The organism is Acidobacteriota bacterium (assembly GCA_033549365.1).
Classification (GTDB): Bacteria; Acidobacteriota; Aminicenantia; order Aminicenantales; family Saccharicenantaceae; genus JAWSUF01.
Window position 1 is genome coordinate 17,747 of the sequence record JAWSUF010000015.1, and the last position, 25,802, is coordinate 43,548.

Here is a 25,802-nt window from a genome sequence, read left to right on the forward strand (position 1 = left end):
TTGACTTCGCTTTGGAGATATGGAAGGATAAAAACTCTTTTTATTCGTTTGTCATCATATGGGTTTGATACGGCGCTCTCATAATTCCTGAATAGGCAGTCGCGTTCTGCCGTGAAAGGAGGCCGGATCAATGGCCGGAATCATCGGCTACGGAGCCTACATCCCCCGCAACCGCATCAAGGTCGAGGAGATCGCCAAAGTCTGGGGGACGGACGCCCCAAGCTACAAGAAAGGGCTGATGCTTGAGGAGAAATCCGTTCCCTCTCCCGACCAGGACACCATCACCATGTCGGTCGAGGGTTCGAAGCGGGCCTTGAAGAGGGCCGGGATCGATCCCCGGGAAATCGGCGCGGTCTATGTGGGATCGGAGTCCCATCCCTACGCCGTCAAACCGAGCGGAACCGTCCTGGCCGAGGCCCTCGGTTCAACCCCTGAAACGCATACGGCCGACCTCGAATTCGCCTGCAAAGCCGGGACCGAAGGCATGTTCATCGCCCTGAGCCTGGTTCAGGCGGGGGCCGTCAAATATGCCCTGGCCGTCGGAGCCGACACTTCCCAGGGCGCGCCGGGAGACGCCCTGGAATACTCGGCCGCGGCCGGCGCCGCCGCTTTCATTTTCGGCAAGGAACGTCTTGTGGCCGAGGCTGTCGAGACTTATGCCTATATGACGGATATGCCGGATTTCTGGAGGCGCGAATACCAGTATTATCCCCAGCACGGCGGCCGCTTCACCGGGGAACCCGCCTACTTCCAACATGTCACCGGGGCGGCCCGGGGCATCATGGCCAAGGCCAAGATGAAGCCGGCGGACTTTCAGTATGTCATCTTCCACCAGCCCAACGGCAAGTTCCCCTTCCGTGTGGGCGCCATGCTGGGCTTCGAAAAGAAACAAATCGAGCCGGGCTGGCTGGTGAACAAGCTTGGCAACACTTATTCCGGATCTTCGCCTCTCGGTCTCACGGCGACTCTGGATATCGCCAAGGCCGGCGATATGATCCTTCTCGTCTCCTACGGTTCCGGCGCGGGAAGCGACGCCTTCGTCTTCCGCGTCACCGACCGCATCGACGAAGTCCGGGACCTAGCGCCCCGGACGCGAAACCTGTTGGATCACAACAAGGTCTACATCGATTACGGCGTGTACGCCAAATACCGCCGCAAAATCCGTAAGGCGGATTAGGAGAGAGCCATGAGAGACGTTGCTGTTATCGGTGTGGGAATGACCAAGTGGGGCGAACTCTGGGAGAAATCGCTTCGGACGAATTTCGTCGAGACCGCCCTCCTGGCTATCGAAGATGCCGGCGTCGATCGGATCGACTCCATGATCGTCGGCTGTATGTCTTCGGGCATTTTTACCGGCCAGGAGCATCTGGCCTCCCTGCTTGCGGATTATCTCGGGAAGACCCCCGTGCCCGCGGCCAGAGTCGAATCCGCCTGTGCGTCGGGCGGTCTGGCCCTCCGCCAGGGCTTCATCGAAGTCGCCTCCGGCATGAGCGACATCGTTCTTGTCGGGGGCATCGAAAAAATGACCGATGTCAACGGGCATGAAGCCACGTTCGCGTTGGGGACCGCGGCCGACCAGGAATACGAGGGCTATCACGGTCTGACTTTCCCCGCCCTTTATGCCATGATGGCCGTCGCCCACATGCATCAACACGGCACGACGCGGGAGCAGCTGGCCATGGTCGCCGTCAAGAATCACGCCAACGGCTCCAAGAACCCGCTGGCCCAATATCCCTTCAAAATCAGCGTCGATGATGTTCTGTGTTCCGTCCTTGTCGCCGACCCGCTGCGGATCCTGGACTGTTCTCCCATCACGGACGGCGCGGCGGCCGTCATCCTCTGTCCCGCGGATATGGCCCGCTCGATGAAAAAACCCGCCGTTCGAATCATCGGCACGGGCCAGGCGACGGATACCATCGCACTGAGTTCCCGGAAGGACCTGACCTGGATGGAATCCACGCATGTCGCCGCGGGTAAAGCCCTGGAGATGGCGGGCCTGGCCGTCAAGGACATCGATCTTTTCGAGGTCCACGACTGTTTCACGATCGCCGAGATCATGATCACGGAAGCTCTCGGCATCGCCGGGAAAGGACGGGGCGGCCGGGCCGTCGAGGAGGGCCTGACGGCCGTCGACGGGAAGTTTCCGGTCAATCCCAGCGGCGGTCTGAAAGCCAAAGGTCATCCCGTCGGCGCCACCGGAGTCGCCCAGGCCGTCGAGGTTGTCAAGCAGCTCCGCGGCGAAGCGGCGGACCGGCAGGTCAAAAACGCCCGGCGCGGACTCACGCAGAACATGGGCGGGACCGGCGGAAGCTCCGTCATCCATATTTTCGAGGCGGACTGAGAGGAGGACACGATGCCGACACCATCCCGATATTGGCGTGAAATTCCCCAACGTTACAGGTTCGAGGCCGGAAAATGCCGGTCCTGCGGTTATGTGTGTTTCCCTCCCCGCCTCGTCTGCCCGCGCTGCGGCGCCCGGGAGTTCGAAGACATCCGGTTGGCCGAGGCGGGTTCGCTCGTATCCTTTACGGTCATCCGCGTCGCACCTCATGCGTTTGTCGACCAGTCTCCTTATGCCGTCGGAATCGCCGATCTCGACGACGGAACCCGGCTGACCGCTCAGATCGTCGACTGCGATTTCGAGGATTTGAAGGTCGGACTGCGGGTCAAACTCGAGTTTCGAAAAATCTATGAGGAGGGCGAGACAGGGGTCATTTACTACGGCTACAAATTCGTTCCGGAATAAGCCATGTTCCGAATCGAATCCCGAGTCGACACCCGAAGTCCGGATTTCCTCCGGAACCGCGAACACATGGAGCGGACGGTCGGCGAGTTCAAGGAACGCCTGGCCAGGGTCCGCGAAGGGGGACCGCAGAAGAGCCGCGACCTCCACGTTTCTCGCGGCAAGATGCTCGTCCGCGAGCGGCTGGAAAAACTGTTCGATCCGAACACGCCGTTTCTGGAACTGAGTCCGCTGGCCGCCTGGGGCCTTTACGACAACGAGGCCCCCGGTGCGGGCATGGTGACCGGCGTCGGCGTCGTCCACGGCCGCGAAGTTCTCGTCGTCGCCAACGACGCCACGGTCAAGGGGGGGACGTATTTCCCGTCCACCATCAAGAAACACATCCGGGCCCAGGAAGTGGCCCTTGAAAACAGGCTGCCCTGCATCTATCTCGTCGATTCCGGCGGAATCTTTCTGCCTCATCAGTCGGGGACGTTTCCCGACAAGGAACATTTCGGGCGGATTTTCTACAATCAGGCCCGGCTCTCGGCCCTCGGTATCCCCCAGATCTCCATCGTCATGGGATCGTGCACGGCCGGGGGAGCCTATGTTCCGGCCATGAGCGATGAAACCGTGATCGTGCGCCGCCAGGGGACGATTTTCATCGGCGGCCCGCCTCTGGTCAAGGCCGCCACAGGCGAGGAGGTCTCGGACGAGGACCTCGGCGGCGCGGACGTTCATTGCCGCATCTCCGGTGTCTCGGACTACTATGCGCACAATGACGGGCATGCTCTGGAGATCGCCCGCAACATCGTCGAGACACTCGATCCTCCCCGCCGCTTCGAACTCGATCAGGCGGCGCCCGAGGATCCGTTCTACGACCCGGCGGAACTGTATGGGATCGTTCCGTCGGACCTGCGCAAGGCCTTCGACATCAAGGAAGTCATCGCCCGGATCGTCGACGGCAGCCGGTTTCAGGAGTTCAAGGAGCTCTACGGACCGACCCTCGTCTGCGGCTTTGCCCGGATCATGGGCTATCCGGTGGGCATTCTGGCCAACAACGGGGTTCTTTTTTCCGAAAGTTCGCAAAAAGGCGCCCACTTCGTCACGTTGTGCGCCATGCGCAAGGTGCCGCTCGTCTTCCTTCAGAACATCACCGGATTCATCGTCGGCAAGGAATACGAACATCACGGCATCGCCAAAGATGGAGCCAAACTCGTCCACGCCGTGGCCAACGCCGATGTGCCGAAGTTCACGGTCATCGTCGGCGGGTCCTACGGAGCCGGAAATTACGCCATGTGCGGCCGGGCCTACGGCCCGCGACTTCTCTGGATGTGGCCCAACGCGAAAATCTGCGTGATGGGCGGAGAACAGGCGGCCAATGTTTTGGTGACGGTGAAGATCAAGCGTCTCCAGGCACAAGGGGCCGTATTGAGCGATGAGGACAAGGCGGCCATGATGAAGCCCATTCTTGAGAAATACGAGGAAGAGGCCGGTCCCTACTACAGCACGGCCAGGCTCTGGGATGACGGCATTCTGGAGCCCGGGGAAACGCGGCAGGCCCTGGCCCTGGGAATTGCCATGTCCCTCAATACGCCGATTCCGGACTTCAAAGTCGGCATTTTCAGGATGTGAGGCTGCGGATGATGACATCGAATGCATCGGGAGACGGAATCTACGAAACGATCCGTGTCGAATACGCGGACAGGACGGTCCGGATCTGGCTCGACCGCCCGGACGTCCGCAATGCCTTCAATATCCAATTGGTCCGGGAAATGCGCCAAGCGGTCGCCGCCGCCGGAAAAGATGAAGAGGTCCGCGCCGTGGTGATTTCTGGATCCGGAACTTCGTTTTGTGCCGGGGCCGATCTCAACTGGATGCGGGAGATCATTACCCAATCGTATGAGGAGAACCTCAAGGAATCCCTTGAACTTTCCGCCTGTCTTTACGAACTCTATGCCCTCCGCAAACCGACCCTAGCCCGGGTCAACGGTCCGGCCGTCGGCGGCGGTGTCGGGTTCCTGTCCGCCTGCGACATCGTCATCGCCTCGACCGCGGCGCGTTTCGGCCTGAGCGAGGTCAAAATCGGGCTTGTTCCGGCCGCCATCTCGCCTTATGTCGTGAGGCGGATCGGCGAGAGCCGGGCCCGCCGCTACTTTCTGACGGGTGAGCGATTCGACGCCCGCCGGGCCGAGGACATCGGCCTTGTGAGTCTCGTCGCCGAACCCGATCAGTTGGATGCCGCCGTCGACTCCTGTCTCGCTTTGCTCCTGACCTCGGGTCCGGAGGCTCTTGTCAAAGTCAAGGAACTTCTTCGGACTGTTCCGGGAATGTCCTTCGATGAGGCCCGCCTGTTTACGGCGGAAATGATCGCCGGTCTTCGGGTCAGTCCCGAAGCCCAGGAAGGCATGGCCGCCTTTCTGGAAAAGAGAAAGCCTCGGTGGTCCGGATGATGGAGCCAAGACTGTTTCGAAAAATCCTGATTGCCAACAGGGGGGAAATCGCCGTCCGGGTGATTCGCGCCTGCCGGGAGATGGGCATCCCGTCCGTCGCTGTTTATTCCGAGGCCGACGCCGAAAGCCTGCATGTCCGCACGGCCGACGAAGCCGTGCCGATCGGGCCGCCGCCGGCCGTCGAAAGCTATCTCGATATGGAAAGAATCGTCGCAGCCGCGCGTCAAACGGGCGCCGAGGCCGTTCATCCCGGCTACGGGTTTCTGGCCGAAAACTCCGAATTCGCCCGCCGTTGCGAAAAGGAGGGGCTGGTCTTCATCGGCCCGCGGTCCGAGGCCATGGAACTTGTTGGAGACAAGGTTCGCGCCCGCCGGGCCATGGAGAAGGCCGGGGTACCCGTCATCCCCGGCTTCAATGCGGTTCAAGGCTCGGCCGGGGAATATGAAGCCGCGGCCCGCAAGCTGGGATATCCCGTCATGGTCAAGGCTTCGGCCGGAGGCGGCGGAAAAGGCATGCGCATCGCTCGAAACGCCGAGGATCTCGGTCCGGCCGTCGATGCCGGACGGCGCGAGGCCCGGTCCGCCTTCGGCGATGATTCGGTCTATCTGGAAAAATACATCGAGGATCCCCGGCACATCGAATTCCAGGTCCTGGCCGACAACCACGGCCGAACGGTCCATCTCTTCGAACGCGAGTGTTCGATCCAACGGCGGCATCAGAAAATCCTGGAAGAGACTCCCTCTCCGGCCTTGAGTCCGGAACTCCGAAGGACGATGGGCGAGACGGCCGTCAAAGCCATAAAGGCCGCGAACTACAACAATGCCGGGACCGTGGAGTTCCTTCTCGACGCCGGCGGCCGCTTCTATTTTCTCGAAGTCAATGCCCGTCTGCAGGTCGAGCATCCGGTGACCGAACTGACGGTGGGCCTCGATCTCGTGCAGCGGCAGATCCGTATCGCCGCCGGTGAAGAACTGGGATTGAATCAGGAAGAGCTCCGGCAGCGCGGCCATGCCATCGAATGCCGGATTTACGCCGAAGATCCCCGAAACGGATTTCTGCCCTCTTCCGGGCGGATCGAACTCCTCCGGGAACCGGCCGGCCCGGGCATCCGTTTGGACAGCGGCATCTCCGAAGGCTGGGAGGTCCCGGTCTATTACGATCCGATCCTGGCCAAGCTCATCGTCTGGGCCGAAAACCGGGACGCCGCCGCCCGCAGAATGGCCGCCGCCCTCGAGGATTACGCGATTTTGGGGATTCAGACGACCATCGGATTCCTCCATGACGTCGTCGGTCATGCCGAGTTCCTGGCGGGCCGAACGACGACGTCGTTCATCGCCCGGAATTTCGAGGCCTGGGGGCGGGACAACGAAAACGATGAAAGCCGGAGACTGGCCATGGCCGCTGCGGCCTTCGCGGCGTCGGGCGCGACCGGACGGCCGAGAGACACGGGGCGTGCGGCGGCGAAAACGGCGACGCCCTGGATCTCGCTGGGTCGTTGGAGAATCGGAGGAGGCGGATCCCATGGAGTTTGAATTCATCGTCGACGGGTTTCCCGCCCGGATCGGACTGGAGAAGAAGGGAGACGGCTTCGTCATCCGCGAGGGCGAATCCGTTTTCGAGGCCGGGATTCGCACGGTTGCTCCGGATGAGATCGCCGTACTTGCCGGCGGCCGCCGCCGCAGGATTTTCCTCGCCCGGCGCGGGGATTCGATCTTTGTTTCGGTCGACGGGAGGACCTATACCCTCGAAACGCCGCGTCCGGATTCCGGACGTTCCGCGTCCGGCGATGATCCGTCCATCGAGGGGATCCTTCGGGTCAAAGCGCCCATGCCGGGCAAGGTCATCAAGATCGCCGTCGCCGAAGGCGAGGATGTCCGGAAAAACCAGACCCTGGTCATCGTCGAAGCCATGAAAATGGAGAACGAAATCAAATCGGCCGCCGCCGGCGTCGTCAAGAAAATCCATGTCGCCGTCGGGGATCTCGTCGATTCCCAAAAACCGCTGGTTGAGGTCGAGACGAAGACCCTCTAGTGTTCAGATCCCCAGTTTGCGGGCGATGACCAGCCGCTGGATCTCCGACGTTCCCTCCCCGATCTCCAGAAGCCGCTGATCCCGATAGAACTTGGCGACGGGATATTCCTCCATGAGCCCGTAACCGCCGTAGATCTGGACGGCCTCGTGGGCGACCCGTTTCATGACCTCGCTGGCGTAGAGCTTGGCCATCGCCGCCTCCATGCCGAAAGGCTTTTTGTTGTCCTTGAGCCAGCACGCCTTGTAGAGAAGGTTGCGGGCGGCTTCGATCTCGGTGGCCATGTCGGCCAGCTTGAAGGCCGTGGACTGGAACCCGCTGATGGGCCGTCCGAACTGCGTGCGTTCCTGGGAGTATTTCAAGGCCGCCTCGAAGGCGCCCTGGGCCCCGCCGACGCCCATGGCGGCAATGGCCAGACGGCCGTTGTCGAGAGTCTCGAGCATCTGGTGGAAGCCCTCACCTCGTTTTCCCAGGATGTCCTCGTCGGTCACCTCCACGTCGTCCAGGTAGATCTCCGACGTATTGCTGGATCGCCAGGTCATCTTCTTGTGCATGGGGATGGCCTTGTAGCCGGGCTGGTCTTGGCGGACCAGGAAGCAGGTGTACTCCTTCTTGCCGTCCGGCCGTTCTCCGCTGACGGCCTGGATGATTGATCCCATCGTGATAGCCGTTGAGGCGTTGGTGATGAAGATCTTCGACCCGTTGAGGATCCACTTCCCGTCCTTCTGAACCGCCTTGGTTTTGGTCCCCCCGGCGTCGGAGCCCGCGTCAGGTTCCGTCAACCCAAATCCGATGAGTTTCCCCTTGAGAAGATCGGGCAGGAGCTCCCGGCGCTGTTTCTCGTTCCCGTAATAGTAGATGGGCGCGGCCCCCAGGGAGGTCCCGGCGGCGACGGTGGCCGCCTGGCAGGCGTCCACCCGGGCCAGCTCCTCGACGACCAGGATGTAGGACTGATAGTCCATGCCCATGCCTCCGTATTCCTCGGGAATGAGGACGCCGAAAAAGCCCAGGTCGAACATTTGTTGGGTGATCTCGTAACCGAACTCCTCCTTTTCGTCCAGTTTTTCGCGGACGGGCAGGATCTCCTTTTCGGCAAAGCTGCGGACCGCCTGTTTCATCATTTCTTGTTCTTCGGTCAGAGCAAAATCCATGGTTATTCTCCTCCTGTCTTTTTCTTCAAGTATATTAACATGAATTTCGGGAGAAGATCGATCACGGCCGACCCGATCGAGAAATATTGGGGCGTGGATTCCTGTGGGAAAAATGCGTCTTGACAAAAGTCGAAATCGGCTTATTATTAAATAAACGATTAATCCATATCAAAGGAGGGTGTCATGAAACGCATTCTTTTGTGGGCGTGTGCGCTTCTGCTTCTGATCGGTTCGGCGTCCGCCCAGGAGCGGAGCAATGTGACCGGCGTCGTTCAAGGCGAAGACAATTCCCCCATAGAAAACGCCGAAGTCCGGATCTCCGGTCCGTTTCTGCCCGGGGGACGGACTTTCACGACCGGCCGCGACGGCCAGTTCCGTTTTGTCGGACTGATTCCGGGAAGTTACGTCCTTGTCGCGACGCATCCGGACATGGTTTCTCTTTCGGAAAAGGAAGAGATCACGGTGTCCCTCGGGCGGTCGATTCAGGTCGTGATCGTCATGGTCGCCGTCGGACGCCAGATGGAGGAAATCACGGTTCGGGCGCCGTCGCCCAACATCGATCTCAAATCCACCGAAATCACGTCGAGCTGGAGCCGGGAGCTTGTCCAGAAAATGCCCCTGGGCCGGTCCTATGCCTCTCTCTGGCAACTCGCTCCCGGCGTCGCCGACAACCGTGATTTCGCCCCGAACGCCGGCGGCAACAAGCAGGACAACGTCTTTCTCTTCGACGGCTCGAACATCACCAATCCGTTTTTCGGAACCCTGGGCGCGAACTTCTCCGAACTCGACATCGCCGAGTTCAGCATCAAGCGGGGCGGTATCAGCGCCGAATTCGGCCGGGCGGCCGGCATGGTCACGAACGCCATCACCAAGTCCGGAACGAACACGCTGAGCGGTACATTCCGGCTGGTCGCCGAGCCCTCGGACTTCACTTGGAAATCCGCCGATCCCAATATTGTCACCAAGTTCAACACCTACAATCCCGCACTTTCGCTGGGCGGACCGGTCGTCAGGGACAAGGTCTGGTTTTATCTTTCGGCCAACACCCCGAGGTCTTCGACGACGGGCCGGATTAACAACCTCGGCCCCGTTCCCGACTCAAAGACCCGCCGGAACGAATTTTTCCTCAAGCTGAGTGCAAACCCTCATCCCAACCACCTTCTTGTCGCCAGCTTCCGGAATGACGACGGCCGGAGCGACAATGCCGGCGTCGGCGTCAATGCCCATCCCGACACCTCGATCACCAGCGAAAGCCTCAACCGGATTTTCTATATCGCCTGGAACTGGACGATCTCGAATTCGACTTACCTCGAACTCAAGTACAATCACGTCAAGATGGATTCCCAGAGCGTTCCCGATAAAACAATCGGGTACCAGCCGGCCTTTGACCCGACGCGGCCCGACCTCATGGGCTATTTTCAGACCGCCCCCGGCTACATTTTGGGAGGGGCCACGGCTTCGGGGCAGTATGTCGGCGCAGCCTCGGAGTTCAACACCCAGAACTTTTTCCGCGACGAGTTCAAGCTCGTCCTGAGTCAATACCTGGATTTCCGCGGCCATTCCCACCTGATCAAGGCCGGATTCGCCTATGACGACGGAGGCGAATACCTGGAGCGTCTGGCCAACGGCTGGGGCAGCCTCATTTATTACACGGCGCTCTCGGCCTCGATCGACCCGCTTCGGAGGCCGGGATACCGGGCCCGTTACTATCCGCAGCAACCCGCCCAGGACTCCCGGGGGCGGACCTATTCTCTTTTCCTCCAGGATCAGGTCAGCATCGGCGAACGTCTGACCCTGACGCTCGGCGTTCTCGCCAACCGCGACGAATTCAGCGTCAAGACCGACGAAAAACGCACCTTCCTGACCTTCGATTTCAAGGACGAGATCCAGCCCCGGCTCGGCTTCACCTACATGATCGACAAGAAGGTCGGCGACAAGTTTTACGGCAGCTTCGGCCGCTACAATACCATGGACAACCGCAGCCTGGCCCGGGCGGCGGCGCCGCTGCGCGTCTATCGTTCCGACGCCTATTTCCTGGCCTCCGACGGCTCGCTGCTTTCCGACCGGCCCCAGGCCTCCGAAACGGGGAAGGTCATCCTGCCGGACATCAAGCCGACCTATCAGGACGAGTTCGTTCTCGGCTACAGCCGCCCGATCAACCGGCTTTGGACCGTCGAGATCTGGGGCCAGTACCGGGATGTCAAAAACGTCATCGAAGATTATCCCTCCATCAACGTCATGACCGCGCCTTCACGGTTCGTCTACGGCAATCTCAACGGCGCCCTGCGCGACATCAACGGCAATATCATTCCGGGATTCGAGGACGTTGTGGCCAAACGGGAATACATGGCTCTGAGCTTTGAAGTCAGCAAACAGTGGGCCGACAACTGGGCCGCCACGGCCATGTACACATGGAGCCGGCTTTACGGAAACTGGGATCTCGATTATGCCCCGGGGACATCCCTTTTCTATGCCTCCTCCTACATTCAGGACGCGCCGGGCCTGTATGTTCAGGATCCTCTCAGGATGGGCTTGATGTCGGGCGACCGGACACATGTCGTCAAGATGTTCGGCACTTGGGAATTCTACCGGAATCTGTCCGTGGGCGGATATCTTCGGATTCAAAGCGGACGGCCCTGGGAAGCCCGGATGCGGGACTACTACGGAAACTACTACCGTTATGTCGAGGAGGCCGGTTCGCGGCGTCTTCCCGTCTGGACCAACCTCGATCTCCAATTCACCTATACGGTCCCGCTGGGCGGCCGCCTGCAGGGAATTCTTGAAGCCCGGCTCATGAATCTGCTCGACAGGCAGACCGTCATGAGTGTTGACATGAGATCCGATCAGCCGAATTTCACGCTCCCGACATCCTATGCGCCGCCGCGCAAATTCGCATTGACGTTCTATATCAATTTCTAGTGTCACGTCCCGGTGTTTTTTTAGCGAGAGGGGCCTCCGGGCCCCCCTCAAAATCCCCGCCAGCGGTGTGTCTTTCTTAATGGGGACAATGCCCCGGAACTTAAGAACCGCTCGACGAATCGCGACGAAACGAAATCGGCTTTCGCCGGTTTGGCCGACAGACATTCGGGAGGCTCGCGAAATTCAGATCGCGCTGGCCGCGCAGGTCCGCTGCATTCCGTTGGCTTCTCCGATCCGGCTTATCGCCGGAGTCGACGCATCTTTCTCCGGCGATCGGGTTTTCGCCGCGGCCTGCCTTTACGATTTTCCTTCGTTGGGTGTGGTGGAAGAGGCCGTGGCCTCCCGCCCGCTGACTTTTCCGTATGTGCCGGGCTTCCTCTCATTCCGGGAAGGTCCCGTCGTTCTGGATGTTCTTGCCGCACTCGGCCGGAAACCCGATCTCCTGCTTATCGACGGCCAGGGGATGGCCCATCCCCGGAAGCTGGGACTTGCCTCCCATATCGGCGTGCTCCTCGGTCTTCCGTCGATCGGATGCGCCAAGTCCCGGCTCATCGGTGAATTCCGCGAGCCGGGACCCGGCCGCGGCTGCCGGTCTCAATTGACTTTAAACGGGCAAACCATCGGTGCCGTTGTCCGGACGCGAACGGGCGTTCGGCCGCTTTTCGTCTCGCCGGGACACCTTGTCGATATTCCCGGTTCCGTCCGTTTCGTCCTCCGGACCGCCCCGCGATTCAGGATTCCCGAACCGCTGCGCCGGGCCGACGCTCTGTCGCGCGCCGCGTCGAAGTCATGAACGACGGCGGAATGTCTTGAGGCCGCAGCCGCCGATCAGGCGGCGCGGCGATAAACGACGGCAACCACGGTCTTGTCGTTTCCGCCCATGTTGATGGAAAGACCGCAGGGCCGGTCCGCGGAAATCCTGACCTGGGCGTCTCCGGCCTTGCCCGTCAACTGCTCCCAAATCGTGACCGCCTGGCGGACGCCCGTGCCTCCGGTCGGGTGGCCCCAGCCGACGAGGCCGCCTGTGGTATTGAAGGGTATGCGGCCGTCCCTGGCGGTCAGACCCTCGAGGACGGCTTCGGCACCCTGGCCCGGACCGGCCAGACCGACCGCTTCGACCGAAAGGATGCCGGAGATGGTAAAGCAGTCGTGGCACTCGACCGTTCCGATATCGGAGAGCGTGATGCCGGCCTCTTCCATGGCTCTCTTGACGGCTCTCTCGGTCGTTTCCAGGCGAGTGGGGTCATCCGGCGGCCGGGTGAGGTCCGCCTGAACATGGCCCCAACCGAGGACTTCGATCGCCTCGGATCGCGGCACGCCGCAGCGCGCCAATCCCTCCTCCGAGACGACGGCGATAGCGGCGGCGGCGTCGGAGACCTTGGAGCAGTCGTAAACGTTGAGGTTATCGACAAAAGCTTTCGGGTTGGGTTCGCATATGGCCAGCGCCTCGAGGTCGGCGACGGTGTTGTGGTGTTCCTGAGCCGTCGGGCACAGGCGCGCGTTTTCGACGGCGTTCCGATACCAGCTGGCGAAGGCCCGGCGCATTTTGTCCCGTCCGTATTTTTCGAAGCACACGCCGGCCCGGTCGCTGAAAAGAGCGGGAAAAAAGTAAGCATGTCCCTTCTTGCGCTCGCCCTGATACCAGCCCGCACCGGCCAGAATGTCGGCGCCGTAGATCGCCTTGACCGTGTTTTGAACTTCAACGCCGACTGTGAGAACGACGTCCGACGCTCCGGCCAGAACGGCTTTCATGGCCGTCGACAACGCCACCCCTCCCGAAGCGCAGGCGCCTTCCACCCGGGTGCAGGGTTTCCATCTCAGATTCTCGTCGATCGAGGGGATGAACGCGGCCAGATGGCCCTGCCGGTTGAAGCGGGCGGCCATGAAATTGCCGATGACGCCCTCGTCGACGACGCCTCCGCCGCCGATCTGTTTGAGCGTGCCTTGTCCGGCTTCCCGGATGTAGTCCTCAAGGCCCGGCCGGGGTTTTTTCGGGTGAAATTCCTTGCGTCCCGTACCCATCGATACGGTCTGATATCCCGCGATCATGTAGATTTTTCGGCCGTCTTGGCACATGTTTACCTCTCAATCGAAATAAGGGTTGATCGGACCGTAGGCATGGTAGAAACCCGTCAGAAGAACGGTGTTGACGTCCTCGGCATTCGCCGCGACGCCGTCGTCGACGAGCCCCTGTCCGATTTCCCGGGACTTTCGGCCGTAGCTCACGGCGATTTCGGCGCCCGGGGTTTTCATGTCCTTGAGCTCCCGAAAGAATCCTTCGAGAAAGCCCGGACGGTCCGGGAGCTGCATCGCGGCTTTCCAGGGCTTGGCGCTCCCGGGGAGGGGGCCCAGTTTTTCGTCCACGGTCCCGGCGATCTCCGGCAGGGAAACATAGGTTTTCGCCTGAGGATCGAAGACGCCCGCCGGGCGGCCCTTTTCGTATTTGAGGAAACCGTCCTTCTGCGAACCGTCGGCGAACTGTCCTCCCTTGACTTCGAGTTCCATCATCTGATCGAGAAGCGAGCTGTGAAGCCCTTGTCCGGGCAGCCGCTCGTCCATGACGCGCAAAATGCATTGACAGACGTCGACGCCGACATAGTCGATGAGCTGGAAGATGCCCATGGGCCGGATGAGAAAGTCGCGGCTGACCTTGTCGATCATGGCGATTGCCGTTGTGAAGCCATGGTCCTTGGCCAGCCGGTCTGTTTCAGAGAGCGCGTGCAGGGCGTCCCGCATGAAGTGCCCGTTGCCGATGAATCCGGCGACGTCGCGGGAGGGGACGACGGTTTTTCTCAGACGGGCCGCGAAACGTCCGGCGAATTCCGTAAGCTCGGGATTGGTGGAGTCCGCCGCAATGACCTCGACAAGTTTCTGGACGGCCGGAGGATTGTAGAAGTGGAATCCGATGATGCGGCCGCCGAGTCCGGCCTTGGCGTCCAATTCGGAAATGGGGATGGAGGAGGTGTTGGTCAGAAACCAGGCCTCCCGCGTGTTCCGGTCCCTGATTCCGGAGAGAAGCTTGATCTTGAGGTCCAGGTTTTCCGAGGCTGCCTCGAAGACGACTCTGCATTCGGCCGCGGCTGCGATATCCGTCGCCGGGTGAACGAGGTCCAGAACGTCCTCGATGTACTGGTTGATAACCTCTTCGTTTTCGACGAGATCGGTGCGGTGCATGTAGAGGCTTCGGAGGCGCACTGTTTTTTTCTCCGCCGCGCGCAGGACCTGAGCCCGGAGGTATTTGCGAAGATCGGCCAGGGCCTGGGCGGAGATGTCGATGGCGGTCAGAGCGAATTTCCGGCCGGCATTCGCCGGATCCAGGCTCAGGTCGGCCATTTCCAGCGCGGTGAGCAGGGTGATTCCGCTGCCCATTTTCCCGGCGGCGCCGAGAACGGCGACTTTTTCCAGAAGGTCGACATCGCTCATGTGCGGCTCCAGTCGGGTTTGCGTTTTTCCAGAAACGCCCGCATGCCCTCAACGGCCTCGTTTTCAAACAGCGTTCCGAACTCTTCGGCTTCCAGGGCGCAGCCGCTTTCGAAATCCATGAGAAGTCCCCTGCGGGCGACGCTTTTAGCCAGGCGGACGGCCCGCGGTCCCTTGGCGGCGATCGTTTTTGCGGTTTCTTCGGCTGCGGCGATGAGGTTTTCGGGCTCGACAACCTTCTGGACAAGGCCCATGCGAAGAGCGTCTTCGGCTCCGATCATGTCTCCGGTCATCAACAGAAACAAAGCGTCCCCGAGACCGACGAGACGCGGCAGCCGCTGGGTCCCGGCATAACCCGGGATGATCCCGAGATTGACCTCGGGCTGGCCGAAGCGCGCCTTGGAGGAGGCGATCCGGATGTCGCAGGCCATGGCCAGCTCCAGGCCGCCTCCCAGGGCGAAGCCGTTGATCGCAGCGATCACGGGCTTCTCCAGAAGTTCCAGCCTGCGCAGAGCCTTTTGCCCTGCGAGGGAGAAGGCGGTTCCCTCTTCCCGGGTTTTCCCCGACATTTCGGCGATGTCGGCTCCGGCGACGAAGGCTTTCCCCTCACCGGTCAGGATCAGGACGAGGATGTCGTCCCTCCGGCCGACTTCGTCCAACAGGCCGTCCCATTCCCGGAAGAAATCCACATTCAGCGCATTCAGGGCCTGGGGCCGGGAGATGGTGACCGTGGCGATTCCATCGGCCACATTCATTTTCAGGATTTCGCGTTCCATATCCGGTCCTCCTCAGGAGAGAAGCGATCTGGCGATGACCAGGCGCTGGATCTCCGACGTTCCTTCGTAAATTTCCGTGATCCGCTGATCGCGGTAGAGACGCTCGACCTTGTATTCCTTCATGTAGCCGTAACCGCCGTGAACCTGGATGGCTTTGTGACAGACGCGGTGGGACATCTCGGAGGCGAAGAGCTTGATCATGGCGGCCTCGGCCGTGAACCTCCGGTCGCCCTTGTCCTTCATCCAGGCGACGCGGTAGAGCATGGATTTGGCCACCTCGACATCCACGGCCATGTCGGCCAGCATGAACTGAACGGCCTGCTGGTGGGCGATGGGTTTCCCGAACTGGACGCGTTCCTTGGAGTAGCGGATGGATTCCTCGAGGGCCGCCTCGGCGATGCCGACCGCCTGGGCCGCAATGCCCAGCCGGCCGCAGTCCAGGGTGGCCAGGGCGATACTCAAACCTTTGTTTTCCTGTCCCAGCAGGTTGGCCGCCGGAACCCGGCAGTCCGTGAAAATGAGCTCCGTCGTGCTCGATGTCCGGATGCCCATTTTGTTTTCGTGCTTGCCCACGGCCAGGCCGGGCGTCGTCTTGGGGACGAGGATGGCCGAAATGCCTTTGGCTCCTTTTTCCTTGTCGGTGCTGAAAAACCCGATGACGAGGTCGGCCGGATCTCCGTTCGAGACGAAGGTTTTTGCCCCGTTGAGAACGAACTCATCGCCGTCGCGCACGGCCGAGGCCCGGACGCCCGCCGGGTCGCTTCCGGCGTCGGCTTCGGTCAGCGAAAAGCAGCCGATCCATTCCCCCGAGGTCAGCTTGGGAAGATAGGTCTGCTTTTGTTCGTCCGTTCCGAACATGAGCAGAGCATCGTTGACCAGCGAGTTCTGGACGGAGACGGCGACCGCAAGACCGTTGTCGGCTTTGCTGAATTCCATGATGGCGCCGACATAAGCCACGGCGCCCAGTTCGGTGCCGCCGTAGGCTTCCGGAACGGTCATGCCGAGGTAACCCAACTGCCCGAGCGCCTTGAAGGCGGCGAGGTTGAACTCGCCTTTTTCATCGCGCTCCTCCATCCCGGGAGCGAGCTCTTTTTCCGTAAACTTCTTCGCCCCGTCGATGACCATTTTCTGTTCTTCCGTCAGTTCGAAATCCATGTGCCCTCCTATGAATTTTCCGGACGGCGCCCGGCGCTTGTCCGAATGTATTCGATGATATCCTCCAGGTCATCCCCCGGCCCGAAAACCCGGTCGACGCCCAGATCTTTCAATTTTCCCTGGTCTTTGGTCGGGATGATGCCGCCTCCCGTCAGCAGGCGGTCCCCGATGCCGTTTTGGTCCATGAGTTCCCGGACTTTCCGGAAATGAACCATGTGGGCGCCGGAAAGAATGGACAAACCGATGGCGTCGGCATCCTCCTCGACGGCCGCCCGCACGATGCTTTCCGGCGTCTGCTGAAGCCCGAGATAGACGACTTCCATTCCGGCTTCGACCAGGGCCCGGGCGACGACCTTGACGCCCCGGTCGTGTCCGTCGAGTCCGGGTTTGGCGACGATCACCTTGATTTTTTTTGCGGCCATCGTTCCTCTCCTCCCGTCAGAAAAAGGGCTGTTCCCTGTATTCACCGAAAACGGCGGCCAGGGCGTCGCTGATTTCCCCTACCGTGACCCGGACGCGGGAACAGTCGAGCAGGCGGGGCATGAGGTTGTCTCTCCCGGCCGCGGCGGCGGCCAGGGCCTCGAGGCTCCGGCGGACGGCGCCGTTATCGCGCTCCGCCTTGGTCCTCTCCAGGAAAGCGAGCTGGTCTTTTTCCACCGACTCTTCGATTTCCAAGATGGGGATTTCCAGGGTTTCGCCGGGATTGGCGAAGGCATTGACGCCGACCTGGAACTTCTTTTTTCTCGAAAGCGCCATCTGGTATTCGTAGGCGGCCCGGGTGATCTCTCTCTGGGGAAATCCCTGCTCGATGGCTCCGACGATGCCGCCCATCTCTTCAATTTTCCGGAAATAGGCCTCAGCCTCGTCTTCCAGTTCCCGGGTCAGTTTTTCAACATAATAGGAGCCGCCCAGGGGGTCGATGACGTTGGCGACGCCGCTTTCGAAAGCGATGATCTGCTGGGTCCTGAGAGCGATTTCGACCGCCTTTTCCGAAGGCAGAGCCAGGGCTTCATCCATGGAATTCGTGTGAAGACTCTGGCATCCCCCGAGCACTCCCGCCAGAGCCTCGAGGGCCGTGCGGACGATGTTGATTTCGGGCTGCTGGGCCGTCAGGCTGCAGCCGGCCGTCTGAACATGAAAGCGGCAAAGCCAGGACCGGGGATTTTTTGCGCCGTATTTGTCTTTCATGTGGCGGGCCCAGATCCGCCGGGCGGCCCGCATCTTGGCGATTTCCTCGAAGAAATCGAGATGCGCGTTGAAAAAGAACGACAACCGGGGCGCGAAATCATCGACGTTCAGGCCGGCACGCATGCCGTATTCGACATAAGCGAAACCGTCGGCCAGAGTGAAGGCCAGTTCCTGGGCCGCGGTCGAACCGGCTTCCCGGATGTGGTAGCCGCTAATCGAGATCGTGTTCCACTGCGGCACGTGGTCCGCGCAGAAAGCCATGAGATCCGTGATCAGCCGCATGTGGGGTTCCGGAGGAAAGATCCATTCCTTCTGGGCGATGTATTCCTTGAGGATGTCGTTCTGCAGGGTGCCCCGGAGCCCGGCGAAGGAGATGCCCCGGTTCTCGGCATTGGCCAGAAACATGGCGAAGATCCAGGCTGCCGGTGCGTTGATGGTCATGGATGTCGATACCCGGTCCAGAGGGATGTCGCGGAAAAGCCTCTCCATATCGGCCGCGGTATCGACGGCCACTCCGGTTTTTCCGACCTCTCCGACGGAAAGACCGTGGTCGGAATCGCGGCCGTAGAGTGTCGGGTTGTCGAAGGCGACCGATAAACCCGTCTGGCCTTTTTCCAGAAGGAACTTGTACCGCTCGTTGGTCTGGTCGGCCGTCCCCATGCCCGAGAACTGGCGCATGGTCCAGAGCTTTCCCCGGTACATCGACGGATGAACGCCACGGGTGAAAGGGTAGTCTCCGGGAAAACCGATTTCGGATGCCGCATCGATGCCGTCCAGATCTTCCCGGGAATACAGGGGTTCGAGGGGCCGTCCTGAAAGGGAAGAAAAATCGGCTTCCCTCCTTCCGCTCGAATCGAAGGTTTTTTTCCAAAGGGTTTTATTCTTCGTTTTCACCGGTGGGCCTCGCATTCTTGAATTCGATGAGGATCCTCGAACAGACATCGCGGACGAAACGATAGGGCGGCCGGCGCTCCTTGAGGAGCGTTTCCGCCGCGGCCCGGATGTCGATCTTCCCGTTTGTTCCCATGGAGAACTTTTCCCAGAGATCCTCGCGAAGGGCTTTTCGGATTTCGGCTTCGAGGCGTTCCCGCCGTTTTTCATCATATCGTCCCGACTGAACGTATTCACCGACGGCGTCTTCCATGGCGGCGTGGGCTTCGTCGAGGCCGATATTCCGGTCGGCGGAAAGGGAAAGGACGGGAGGAGCGGTCTTTTCCCGCCGGCCGCCGCTGATTTCGAAAAGGAACCGCAGGGATTCGAGGAGAGCGTTGGCACCGGGAAGATCGATCTTGTTGACCAGAAACAGGTCGGCGATTTCCAGGATCCCCGACTTGAGCGTCTGGATGACGTCTCCCGCGCCCGGCTGCAGGATGAGAAGAATCAGATCGGCGCAGGTCATGACGTCGAGTTCCGCCTGGCCGACGCCGACGGTTTCGATGAAGATCCGGTCCATGCCGAAGGCGTCCAGAATTTCGGCGGCATAAGGCGCGGCGGGTGAGAGCCCGCCGGTTCCTTCCCGGGAGGCCAGGGAACGGATAAACACGCCGGAATCGCCGAGGTTATGCATCCGGACGCGGTCGCCCAGAAAGGCGCCTCCCGAGAAGGGGCTGGAAGGATCGACGGCCAGGATTCCGACGGAATGACCGGCGGCGACGGCCCGCTTGGCCAGGCCGGCCGTCACGGTGCTTTTTCCGACCCCGGGAGGGCCGGTCACGCCGATCCGGACGGCGCCTTTCCGGCGGGGAAGAACGGCGTCGAGAATTTCCGGAATGGATCGGGGATCGTTTTCGATCCGGCTGATCAAACGGGCGCAGGCCAAAGTGCGGCCCTGAAAAAAATCCTCCAGGAGTGCTGTGACTGCCATAAGCTTAAGGAAAAACGACTATAGCGTCATTATGATGCGGATGTCAAGAACAGAGCGGGTTTGGAATATCGGGGGAAGAAAACCGACCGGATTGCGTCCAAATGATATGGGATTTTTATATCAAAGATCCGGGCTGAATCCTTTTGGAGGTGCTGACATGATCCGAAGAGCCGCGGCGGGATGCCTCGCCCTGATGTGGATCTCTCTTCTGCCGTTGCAGGGTCTCGATGAAGAAAAGACGCTGGCGTTGTCCCTGGACGAATGCATCGCCCGAACCGTGACAAGCAATCTGGGGTTGGCCGTGGAAAGGATCACGCCGGCCATTGCCGACGTTTCCGTCGATCTGGCCAGGGAACGATTTTTGCCCTCCATGACCTCCCATTTCAATAAACAGGATACCAATTCCGCCTCTTTCTCGTTTCTGGATGCCTCGGAGACCGTCACCACGCTGCAGAACGACTATTCCCTTCAGATCGCCCAGGTTATTCCCACGGGGGCCAATTTCGCGCTGGGATTGACGGGCTATATGACGGACACCAACAGGCGTTTCCAGAGCATCAACCCCCGTTACGGCAACACGCTTCGCTTCACGTTTTCCCAACCGCTTTTGAAGGATTTCGGCCCCAAAATGAGTCGCCGGGACATTCTCGTCGCCAAAAACAACCGGGACGTCTCCGAACAACTTTTTCAACAGGCTCTCGAGGACACGGTTTACAGCGCGGAAAGCGCCTATTGGAATCTGGTCTACAGCATCGAAAACCTGAAGGTCAGAAGGCAGTCTCTGAAGCTGGCCCAGGAATTGCTCGAGAAAAACAGGGCGGAAATCCAGGCCGGCACGCTCGCCCCTATCGAAATTCTCACCGCGGAGGCCGATGTGGCGACACGGGAGGCGGATATCCTGGAGGCCGAGACCCTGGTCAGAAATTTTGAGGACCTCCTCAAGACCATCATCAACCTTCCGGCCGAATTCGAGGATGTGGAATCCGTGCGTATCAGGCCCACGGACGCCCCGTCCGTCCGCCGCGAAGATTTGAGTCTGGATCGGGCTCTGAAGACGGCCATGGCCCGCCGGCCCGACCTTCAGGCGTCACGGATCGATCTCCGGACCCGGGAACTCAATATGAGCTATGCCCGCAACCAGCTCTTCCCCGATCTTCGTCTCCAAGCGTCCTACTGGAGCCCCGGCATCTCGGGCGACCAGATCCTTTATGAAGGCGGAAACGCCCTGACCGGCGCCGTCATCGGCATTGTTCCCGGCGGCAGTTCGGACGCCCTGAGGGATGCCGTGAATTTCCGATACAAGAACTGGTCCGTGGGATTGTCTCTGTCGTTTCCTCTCAACAATATTCTGACCCGGGCCCTTTACAAGCAGAACAAACTCGGCCTCGAGCAAGCCAGGATCAGACTCCAGAACAGCGAACAGCGGGCTTTTCTGGAAATCCGGAATGCCGTCCGGACGGCCGAGGCCAATTATCTGAGGATATCAGCCTACCGGGCCGCCCGTGAGCTGGCCCAAAGAAAGCTCGAAGCCGAGGAGGAAAAATTCAAGGTCGGCCTGAGCACGAATTATTTTATTCTGCAATATCAGAGAGATCTGGCCTCGGCCCAAATCATGGAGCTCCGGGCCCTCGTGGACTATAGTATTTCGCTGGCCAACCTCGACCGGGTGCAGGGAACCGGAGTGCGATTGGTCGCCGCGGATGAAGTCGAAAACGGAAACAACTTGTGAAGAAGGATGACGATATGAAGACTTTGAAGATCGGCAAGTTTGAAATCCCGCGCAAAACCATGGCGGCGATCCTGGGGATCATCGTCCTGGGGTTCCTGGGCTGGAGGGTCCTTCGGGCCGTTTTTCCGTCCGGACAAGGTCCGGGGGGCGGTCCGGGAAGCGTGGCCGTGGCCGTCGAAATCGGCCCCGTCCGGATCAGTTCGCTGAGAGACATGGGCCTGTTTTCCGGGACATTGATCTCCAAATCCCATGTCGTTGTCGCCCCCAAAATATCGGGCAAGCTGAACAGGCTTCTTGTCGATATCGGTGACCCGGTGACGAGCGGCCAGCTTGTGGCCGTACTTGAGGATGAAGAATACCAGCAGCAGGTCATTCAGGCGGAAGCCGACCTCCGCGTCGCTCGCGCCAACCTGGAAGAGGCCGCGAGCTCCCTCGACATGAGCGCGAAAGACCTGGAGCGGGCGAGAACCCTGCATCAGAAAGGGATCCAATCGGACTCCCAGCTGGACGCCGTGATCGCTCAGAACGGCGCCCAGCAGGCCCGCTACAATGTCGCCGTGGCCCAGTTGGCCAACCGCGAGGCCGCTCTTCAGACGGCCCGGGTTCGACTGTCCTATACGCGGATCGCGGCCTTATGGGAAACCGGCGGCGCCGTAAGGTACGTGGGCGAGAGATTCGTCGATCAGGGCGCCCTGCTATCGGCCAATGCGCCGATTCTGTCCATCGTCGAACTCCACCCGATCACGGCCGTCATCCATGTCACCGACAGGGAGTATTTCCGCTTGAGGATCGATCAGCCGGCTGCGGTGTTGAGCAGCGCCTTCCCGGAGAAGTCCTTCAACGGCCGGGTCGTCCGCGTTGCTCCGCTTCTCAAGGAGACATCGCGGCAGGCCCGGGTCGAAATCGAAATTGACAACCCCGAAAAACTTCTCAAGCCGGGCATGTTCATCAATGCCCAGATCGAGTTCGACCGGCGCGAGAATGTCACGGTTGTGCCGTTCAATGCCGTCGCGACCCGCGACGGTCAGGCGGGAGTCTTTTTGATCGACCTCGAAAACACAAGAGCTCGTTTCCAGCCGGTTCAGACGGGCATCGTGGAGGGCAACCTCGTTGAAATCGTCGAGCCCGCCTCGATCTCCGGATATGTGGTCACGCTCGGGCATTATCTTCTGGAAAGAGAAGGCGGCGTCATTTTGCCCCCCGGAGCTCCGGTTTCCGGAAACGGGGAGGGCGGCAAGATGCCTGCCAAACCGGACGGCAAAACGGACTCGTCCCAGGGAGGCCGGCTGTGAATCTCTCTGATTTCTCCATCAAGCGTCCCGTCTTCACGACCATGATCGTCCTGGCCGTCATGGCCGTGGGTCTTGTTTCCGTCTCGCGGCTTCCCATCGATCTCATGCCCGACATCACCTTCCCCACGCTCAATATTTCCACTTCCTACGAAAACACGGGCCCGGAGGAAATTGAGCAGATCATCACCCGGCCGATCGAAGAGGCCATGAGCGCGGTTCCGGGCGTCGAGGAAGTCTTTTCCGTCTCGTCCGAAGGAAACAGCAACGTGCGGGTCATGTTTTCCTGGGGTGTCGACCTCAATGCCGCGGCCGATGACGTCCGCGAGCGTCTCGACCGCGTGATCTCCCGGCTGCCGCCCGATATCAACCGTCCGACTCTCCGGAAATTCGATCCGGCCCAGAGGCCCATTCTCATGATCGGCGCCCTGAGCAATCTGGATCCCATCCAGATGCGGCGGATTATCGACGAGCAGATATCCTACCGGATCGAGCGCGTCCCGGGCGTGGCGTCGATCGATATCTGGGGCGGCCGCGAACGCGAAATCCAGGTCAATATCCATCCCGACAAAGTCAAGGCCCTCGGCCTTCCCCTGGACTTGATCATCACAAAAATCCGCCAGGAAAACATCGACCTTCCGGCGGGAATCATTGAGAGGGGGAATTACGACATCCTCGTCCGCATTCCAGGAGTTTATACCAACCTGGATCAGATCCGCGAGACGGTTGTGGCCATAAGGGACGGCGTGCCCATTCAGCTCAGGGAAATCGCCGATGTCGACGACACCTTCCGCAGAATCACCCGCGTCGTCCGCATCAACGGTCTTCCGGGAACAAGGATCGCGATCTACAAGCAATCGGGAACCAATACCGTCCAGGTCGCCGAAGGCGTTCTCAGGGAAATCGAAAGAATCCAGGAGGACATCCCCCAGATCCAGCTTCTTCCGGTATCGGACAGCTCGGAATATATCAAGAACGCCATCCGCAATGTCAGTTCCACGGCGGTCTACGGCGGAATCCTGGCGGTTTTCGTGCTGCTGTTGTTCCTGACCAATATCCGGAGCACATTCGTTATCGCCACCGCCATCCCCATCTCCATCGTGGCGACGTTCAGTCTGATTTATTTCGGCGGTTTCACTTTGAATGTCATGACGCTGGGCGGATTGGCTCTCGGCATCGGAATGCTCCTCGACAACTCCATCGTCGTTCTGGAAAATATTTTCCGGCTGCAGGAGTCCGGAGAACCGCCCCGAAAGGCCGCTTCGGAGGGAACCCGGGAGGTTTCATCGGCCATTGTGGCCAGCACCTTGACCACGCTGGCCGTATTCATGCCTATGGTCTTTATCCGGGGCATGAGCGGCATCATGTTCAAACAACTGGCCTACGTGGTCAGCTTTGCTCTCATTTGCTCGTTGTTTGTCTCGCTGACCATGATTCCCATGCTGTCGAGCCGCTTTCTCCGGTTGACCCGTCCGAACGACACGAATTCCCGGGAAGCGGTCGGGAAGCTTGTCGCCGGCATCCGCAGCGTTTTCGTAAAAATGGAAAACAGATATAAAAAGATTCTCCATTTTTCATTGAACCACCGGGCGGCCGTCCTGGGCGGGGCCGCCCTGCTCCTTGTCGGAAGCATCTTCCTCGCCAGGCTCGTCGGCAACGAATTCATGCCGTCTACGGACGAAGGCGAGGTGAGCGTCACGGTCGAGATGGAAGTCGGCACACGCCTGGCCGTCATCGACGAGCGTTTCAAAGTGATTGCCGACATCGTCAGGCGGAATGTCCCGGAAATGCGGACCATCGAGGAAAGCATCGGCGGCGGCGGTTGGAGACGCGGCTCCCAATCCGGGAATGTCACCGTCAAGCTCGTGCCCCGGTCGCAGCGTTCGAGATCGAGCGAGCAAATCGCAGCCGATCTCCGGCGAAATCTTCGGAATATTCCCGGAACCGTCATCCGGACCCGGGCGAGCGGCGGCCAGTTCATGTTCCGGGGCGGCGGCGGGGCGGAAAGAGTCCAGGTTGAAATCCGCGGCTACGATATAGAAACAGGGGAAGCTCTGGCCCAGCAGGTGAGGCGAATCGTTGAGGGCGTCCCCGGCGTCGCCGATGTCCGGCTCAGCCGGGATGTCGGCAATCCCGAGGAGCTTCTCATCATCGACAGACAAGCGGCCGCGGACATGAAACTTTCCGTGTCCCAGATCGGCCGGACGGTCCAGACCGTTCTGACGGGCACCCAAGCCAGCATGTTCCGCGAGAGCGGCGATGAATTCCGCATCCTCGTCAGGATCAAGGATGCCGAACGGTTGAGCATGGAAGACATCCTCGACATGACGCTCACCAATTCGGACGGGCGGCCGGTCAGCCTGCGCAATGTCGTCGACGTCCAGCCCCGGCGCGGCCCGCAACGCATCGAAAGGCGGGACCGGGAGCGCGTTCTGACCATCTCGGCCGAAATTCAGAACCGGGATCTTGGGTCGATTTTGTCCGACATCCGGGCCGGGATCCGCACCATCCCCATGCCCCGGGATTTCGCGGTCACGTTTACGGGGGATTTCGAGGAACAGCAGAAAGCGTTCCGGGAACTCCTGGTCAGCATCATCCTGGCCCTGTTGCTGGTCTACATGATCATGGCCATGCTCTATGAGTCCGTGCGCGATCCGTTCATCGTCATGTTTTCCGTTCCCATGGCGGCCATCGGCGTCATCTGGATGCTTTTTCTGACGGGCACAACGTTCAACATCCAATCGTACATCGGTTGCATCATGCTGGGCGGGATCGTGGTCAACAACGCCATTCTCCTGGTGGACCACATCAATCTTCTCCGCCGCCGCGATAAGATGCCGATGCGCGCGGCGATCGAGGAAGCCGGCCGGCGGCGCCTTCGTCCCATTCTGATGACGGCAATGACGACCATCATGGCCATGATGCCCCTGGCCCTGGGGATCAGGGAAGGCAGCGAAGCCCAGGCGCCCATGGCCCGGGCGGTGGTGGGCGGTCTGATGAGTTCGACCCTGATCACCCTGCTCATTATTCCCGTCGTCTATTCGTTTTTTGCCAGCCGAAAAACCGAAGAATCCTGAAGGACCCAATTTTCCATCGCCGAGTTCCGG

Annotated in this window: 20 protein-coding genes; 12 read left to right on the plus strand and 8 right to left on the minus strand. The window is 60.4% G+C overall.

Annotated elements, in window-relative coordinates; all coding sequences use genetic code 11:
* Window positions 1–130: 130 nt before the first annotated feature.
* Genes SCM96_14300 through SCM96_14330 form a run of 7 tightly spaced genes read left to right on the plus strand, consistent with a single transcriptional unit; the run spans window position 131 to window position 7,206 of the window.
* Complete coding sequence (locus SCM96_14300; protein ID MDW7761793.1) at window positions 131–1,177, plus strand: hydroxymethylglutaryl-CoA synthase; 1,047 nt, start codon at window positions 131–133, stop codon at window positions 1,175–1,177.
* A gap of 9 nt (window positions 1,178–1,186) precedes the next feature.
* Window positions 1,187–2,341, plus strand: coding sequence for a thiolase domain-containing protein (locus tag SCM96_14305; GenBank protein ID MDW7761794.1), 1,155 nt, complete (start codon window positions 1,187–1,189; stop codon window positions 2,339–2,341).
* 12 nt (window positions 2,342–2,353) lie between these two features.
* Window positions 2,354–2,746, plus strand: a complete 393-nt coding sequence (locus tag SCM96_14310) for a Zn-ribbon domain-containing OB-fold protein (GenBank protein MDW7761795.1) — start codon at window positions 2,354–2,356, stop codon at window positions 2,744–2,746.
* Window positions 2,747–2,749: 3 nt separating this feature from the next.
* Entirely contained in the window at window positions 2,750–4,357 is a 1,608-nt protein-coding gene (locus SCM96_14315) for a carboxyl transferase domain-containing protein (GenBank protein ID MDW7761796.1), read from the plus strand.
* 8 nt (window positions 4,358–4,365) lie between these two features.
* Window positions 4,366–5,175, plus strand: a complete 810-nt coding sequence (locus tag SCM96_14320) for an enoyl-CoA hydratase-related protein (GenBank protein MDW7761797.1) — start codon at window positions 4,366–4,368, stop codon at window positions 5,173–5,175.
* Window positions 5,172–6,707, plus strand: coding sequence for an acetyl-CoA carboxylase biotin carboxylase subunit (gene accC, locus SCM96_14325; GenBank protein ID MDW7761798.1), 1,536 nt, complete (start codon window positions 5,172–5,174; stop codon window positions 6,705–6,707). The genes SCM96_14320 and accC overlap by 4 nt, the downstream gene beginning before the upstream one ends.
* On the plus strand, window positions 6,697–7,206 hold the full coding sequence (locus tag SCM96_14330) for a biotin/lipoyl-containing protein (GenBank protein ID MDW7761799.1): 510 nt from the start codon (window positions 6,697–6,699) through the stop codon (window positions 7,204–7,206). Before accC ends, SCM96_14330 begins: the two co-directional genes overlap by 11 nt.
* A 3-nt stretch (window positions 7,207–7,209) precedes the next feature.
* Here SCM96_14330 and SCM96_14335 read toward each other — a convergent pair whose 3' ends face one another.
* Window positions 7,210–8,355 (minus strand): acyl-CoA dehydrogenase family protein, encoded by a 1,146-nt coding sequence (locus SCM96_14335; GenBank protein MDW7761800.1) that lies wholly within the window; start codon window positions 8,353–8,355, stop codon window positions 7,210–7,212.
* 183 nt (window positions 8,356–8,538) lie between these two features.
* Between SCM96_14335 and SCM96_14340 the strand changes: the two genes are divergently transcribed.
* Window positions 8,539–11,274, plus strand: coding sequence for a TonB-dependent receptor (locus SCM96_14340; protein ID MDW7761801.1), 2,736 nt, complete (start codon window positions 8,539–8,541; stop codon window positions 11,272–11,274).
* 88 nt (window positions 11,275–11,362) lie between these two features.
* Entirely contained in the window at window positions 11,363–12,067 is a 705-nt protein-coding gene (gene nfi / locus SCM96_14345; protein MDW7761802.1) for a deoxyribonuclease V, read from the plus strand.
* A 35-nt stretch (window positions 12,068–12,102) separates the two neighbouring features.
* Here nfi and SCM96_14350 read toward each other — a convergent pair whose 3' ends face one another.
* From SCM96_14350 to meaB, 7 genes are read right to left on the minus strand one after another with little or no spacing between them, the layout of a single operon-like run.
* Window positions 12,103–13,350: a beta-ketoacyl synthase N-terminal-like domain-containing protein gene (locus SCM96_14350; GenBank protein ID MDW7761803.1), complete on the minus strand. Its 1,248-nt coding sequence runs from the start codon at window positions 13,348–13,350 to the stop codon at window positions 12,103–12,105.
* A 9-nt stretch (window positions 13,351–13,359) separates the two neighbouring features.
* Window positions 13,360–14,697: a 3-hydroxyacyl-CoA dehydrogenase family protein gene (locus tag SCM96_14355; protein MDW7761804.1), complete on the minus strand. Its 1,338-nt coding sequence runs from the start codon at window positions 14,695–14,697 to the stop codon at window positions 13,360–13,362.
* Window positions 14,694–15,470 (minus strand): enoyl-CoA hydratase-related protein, encoded by a 777-nt coding sequence (locus SCM96_14360; protein ID MDW7761805.1) that lies wholly within the window; start codon window positions 15,468–15,470, stop codon window positions 14,694–14,696. The genes SCM96_14355 and SCM96_14360 overlap by 4 nt, the downstream gene beginning before the upstream one ends.
* Before the next feature lie 12 nt (window positions 15,471–15,482).
* Window positions 15,483–16,625 (minus strand): acyl-CoA dehydrogenase family protein, encoded by a 1,143-nt coding sequence (locus SCM96_14365; GenBank protein ID MDW7761806.1) that lies wholly within the window; start codon window positions 16,623–16,625, stop codon window positions 15,483–15,485.
* 8 nt (window positions 16,626–16,633) lie between these two features.
* Window positions 16,634–17,047, minus strand: a complete 414-nt coding sequence (locus SCM96_14370; GenBank protein MDW7761807.1) for a cobalamin B12-binding domain-containing protein — start codon at window positions 17,045–17,047, stop codon at window positions 16,634–16,636.
* A gap of 16 nt (window positions 17,048–17,063) precedes the next feature.
* The gene (locus tag SCM96_14375; GenBank protein MDW7761808.1) at window positions 17,064–18,722 is read right to left on the minus strand and encodes a methylmalonyl-CoA mutase family protein; all 1,659 of its coding nucleotides are present in this window, start codon (window positions 18,720–18,722) and stop codon (window positions 17,064–17,066) included.
* Window positions 18,691–19,677 carry a methylmalonyl Co-A mutase-associated GTPase MeaB gene (meaB, locus tag SCM96_14380; GenBank protein MDW7761809.1) on the minus strand — a complete coding sequence of 329 codons (987 nt, stop codon included), beginning with the start codon at window positions 19,675–19,677 and terminating at the stop codon, window positions 18,691–18,693. Before meaB ends, SCM96_14375 begins: the two co-directional genes overlap by 32 nt.
* Window positions 19,678–19,834: 157 nt before the next feature.
* Here meaB and SCM96_14385 point away from each other — a divergent pair, with 157 nt between their 5' ends.
* The 3 genes from SCM96_14385 to SCM96_14395 are packed head-to-tail and all read left to right on the plus strand — an operon-like array spanning window position 19,835 to window position 25,772.
* On the plus strand, window positions 19,835–21,406 hold the full coding sequence (locus SCM96_14385) for a TolC family protein (protein MDW7761810.1): 1,572 nt from the start codon (window positions 19,835–19,837) through the stop codon (window positions 21,404–21,406).
* A 14-nt stretch (window positions 21,407–21,420) separates the two neighbouring features.
* Complete coding sequence (locus tag SCM96_14390) at window positions 21,421–22,698, plus strand: efflux RND transporter periplasmic adaptor subunit (GenBank protein MDW7761811.1); 1,278 nt, start codon at window positions 21,421–21,423, stop codon at window positions 22,696–22,698.
* The gene (locus SCM96_14395) at window positions 22,695–25,772 is read left to right on the plus strand and encodes an efflux RND transporter permease subunit (GenBank protein MDW7761812.1); all 3,078 of its coding nucleotides are present in this window, start codon (window positions 22,695–22,697) and stop codon (window positions 25,770–25,772) included. The genes SCM96_14390 and SCM96_14395 overlap by 4 nt, the downstream gene beginning before the upstream one ends.
* Window positions 25,773–25,802: the final 30 nt, after the last annotated feature.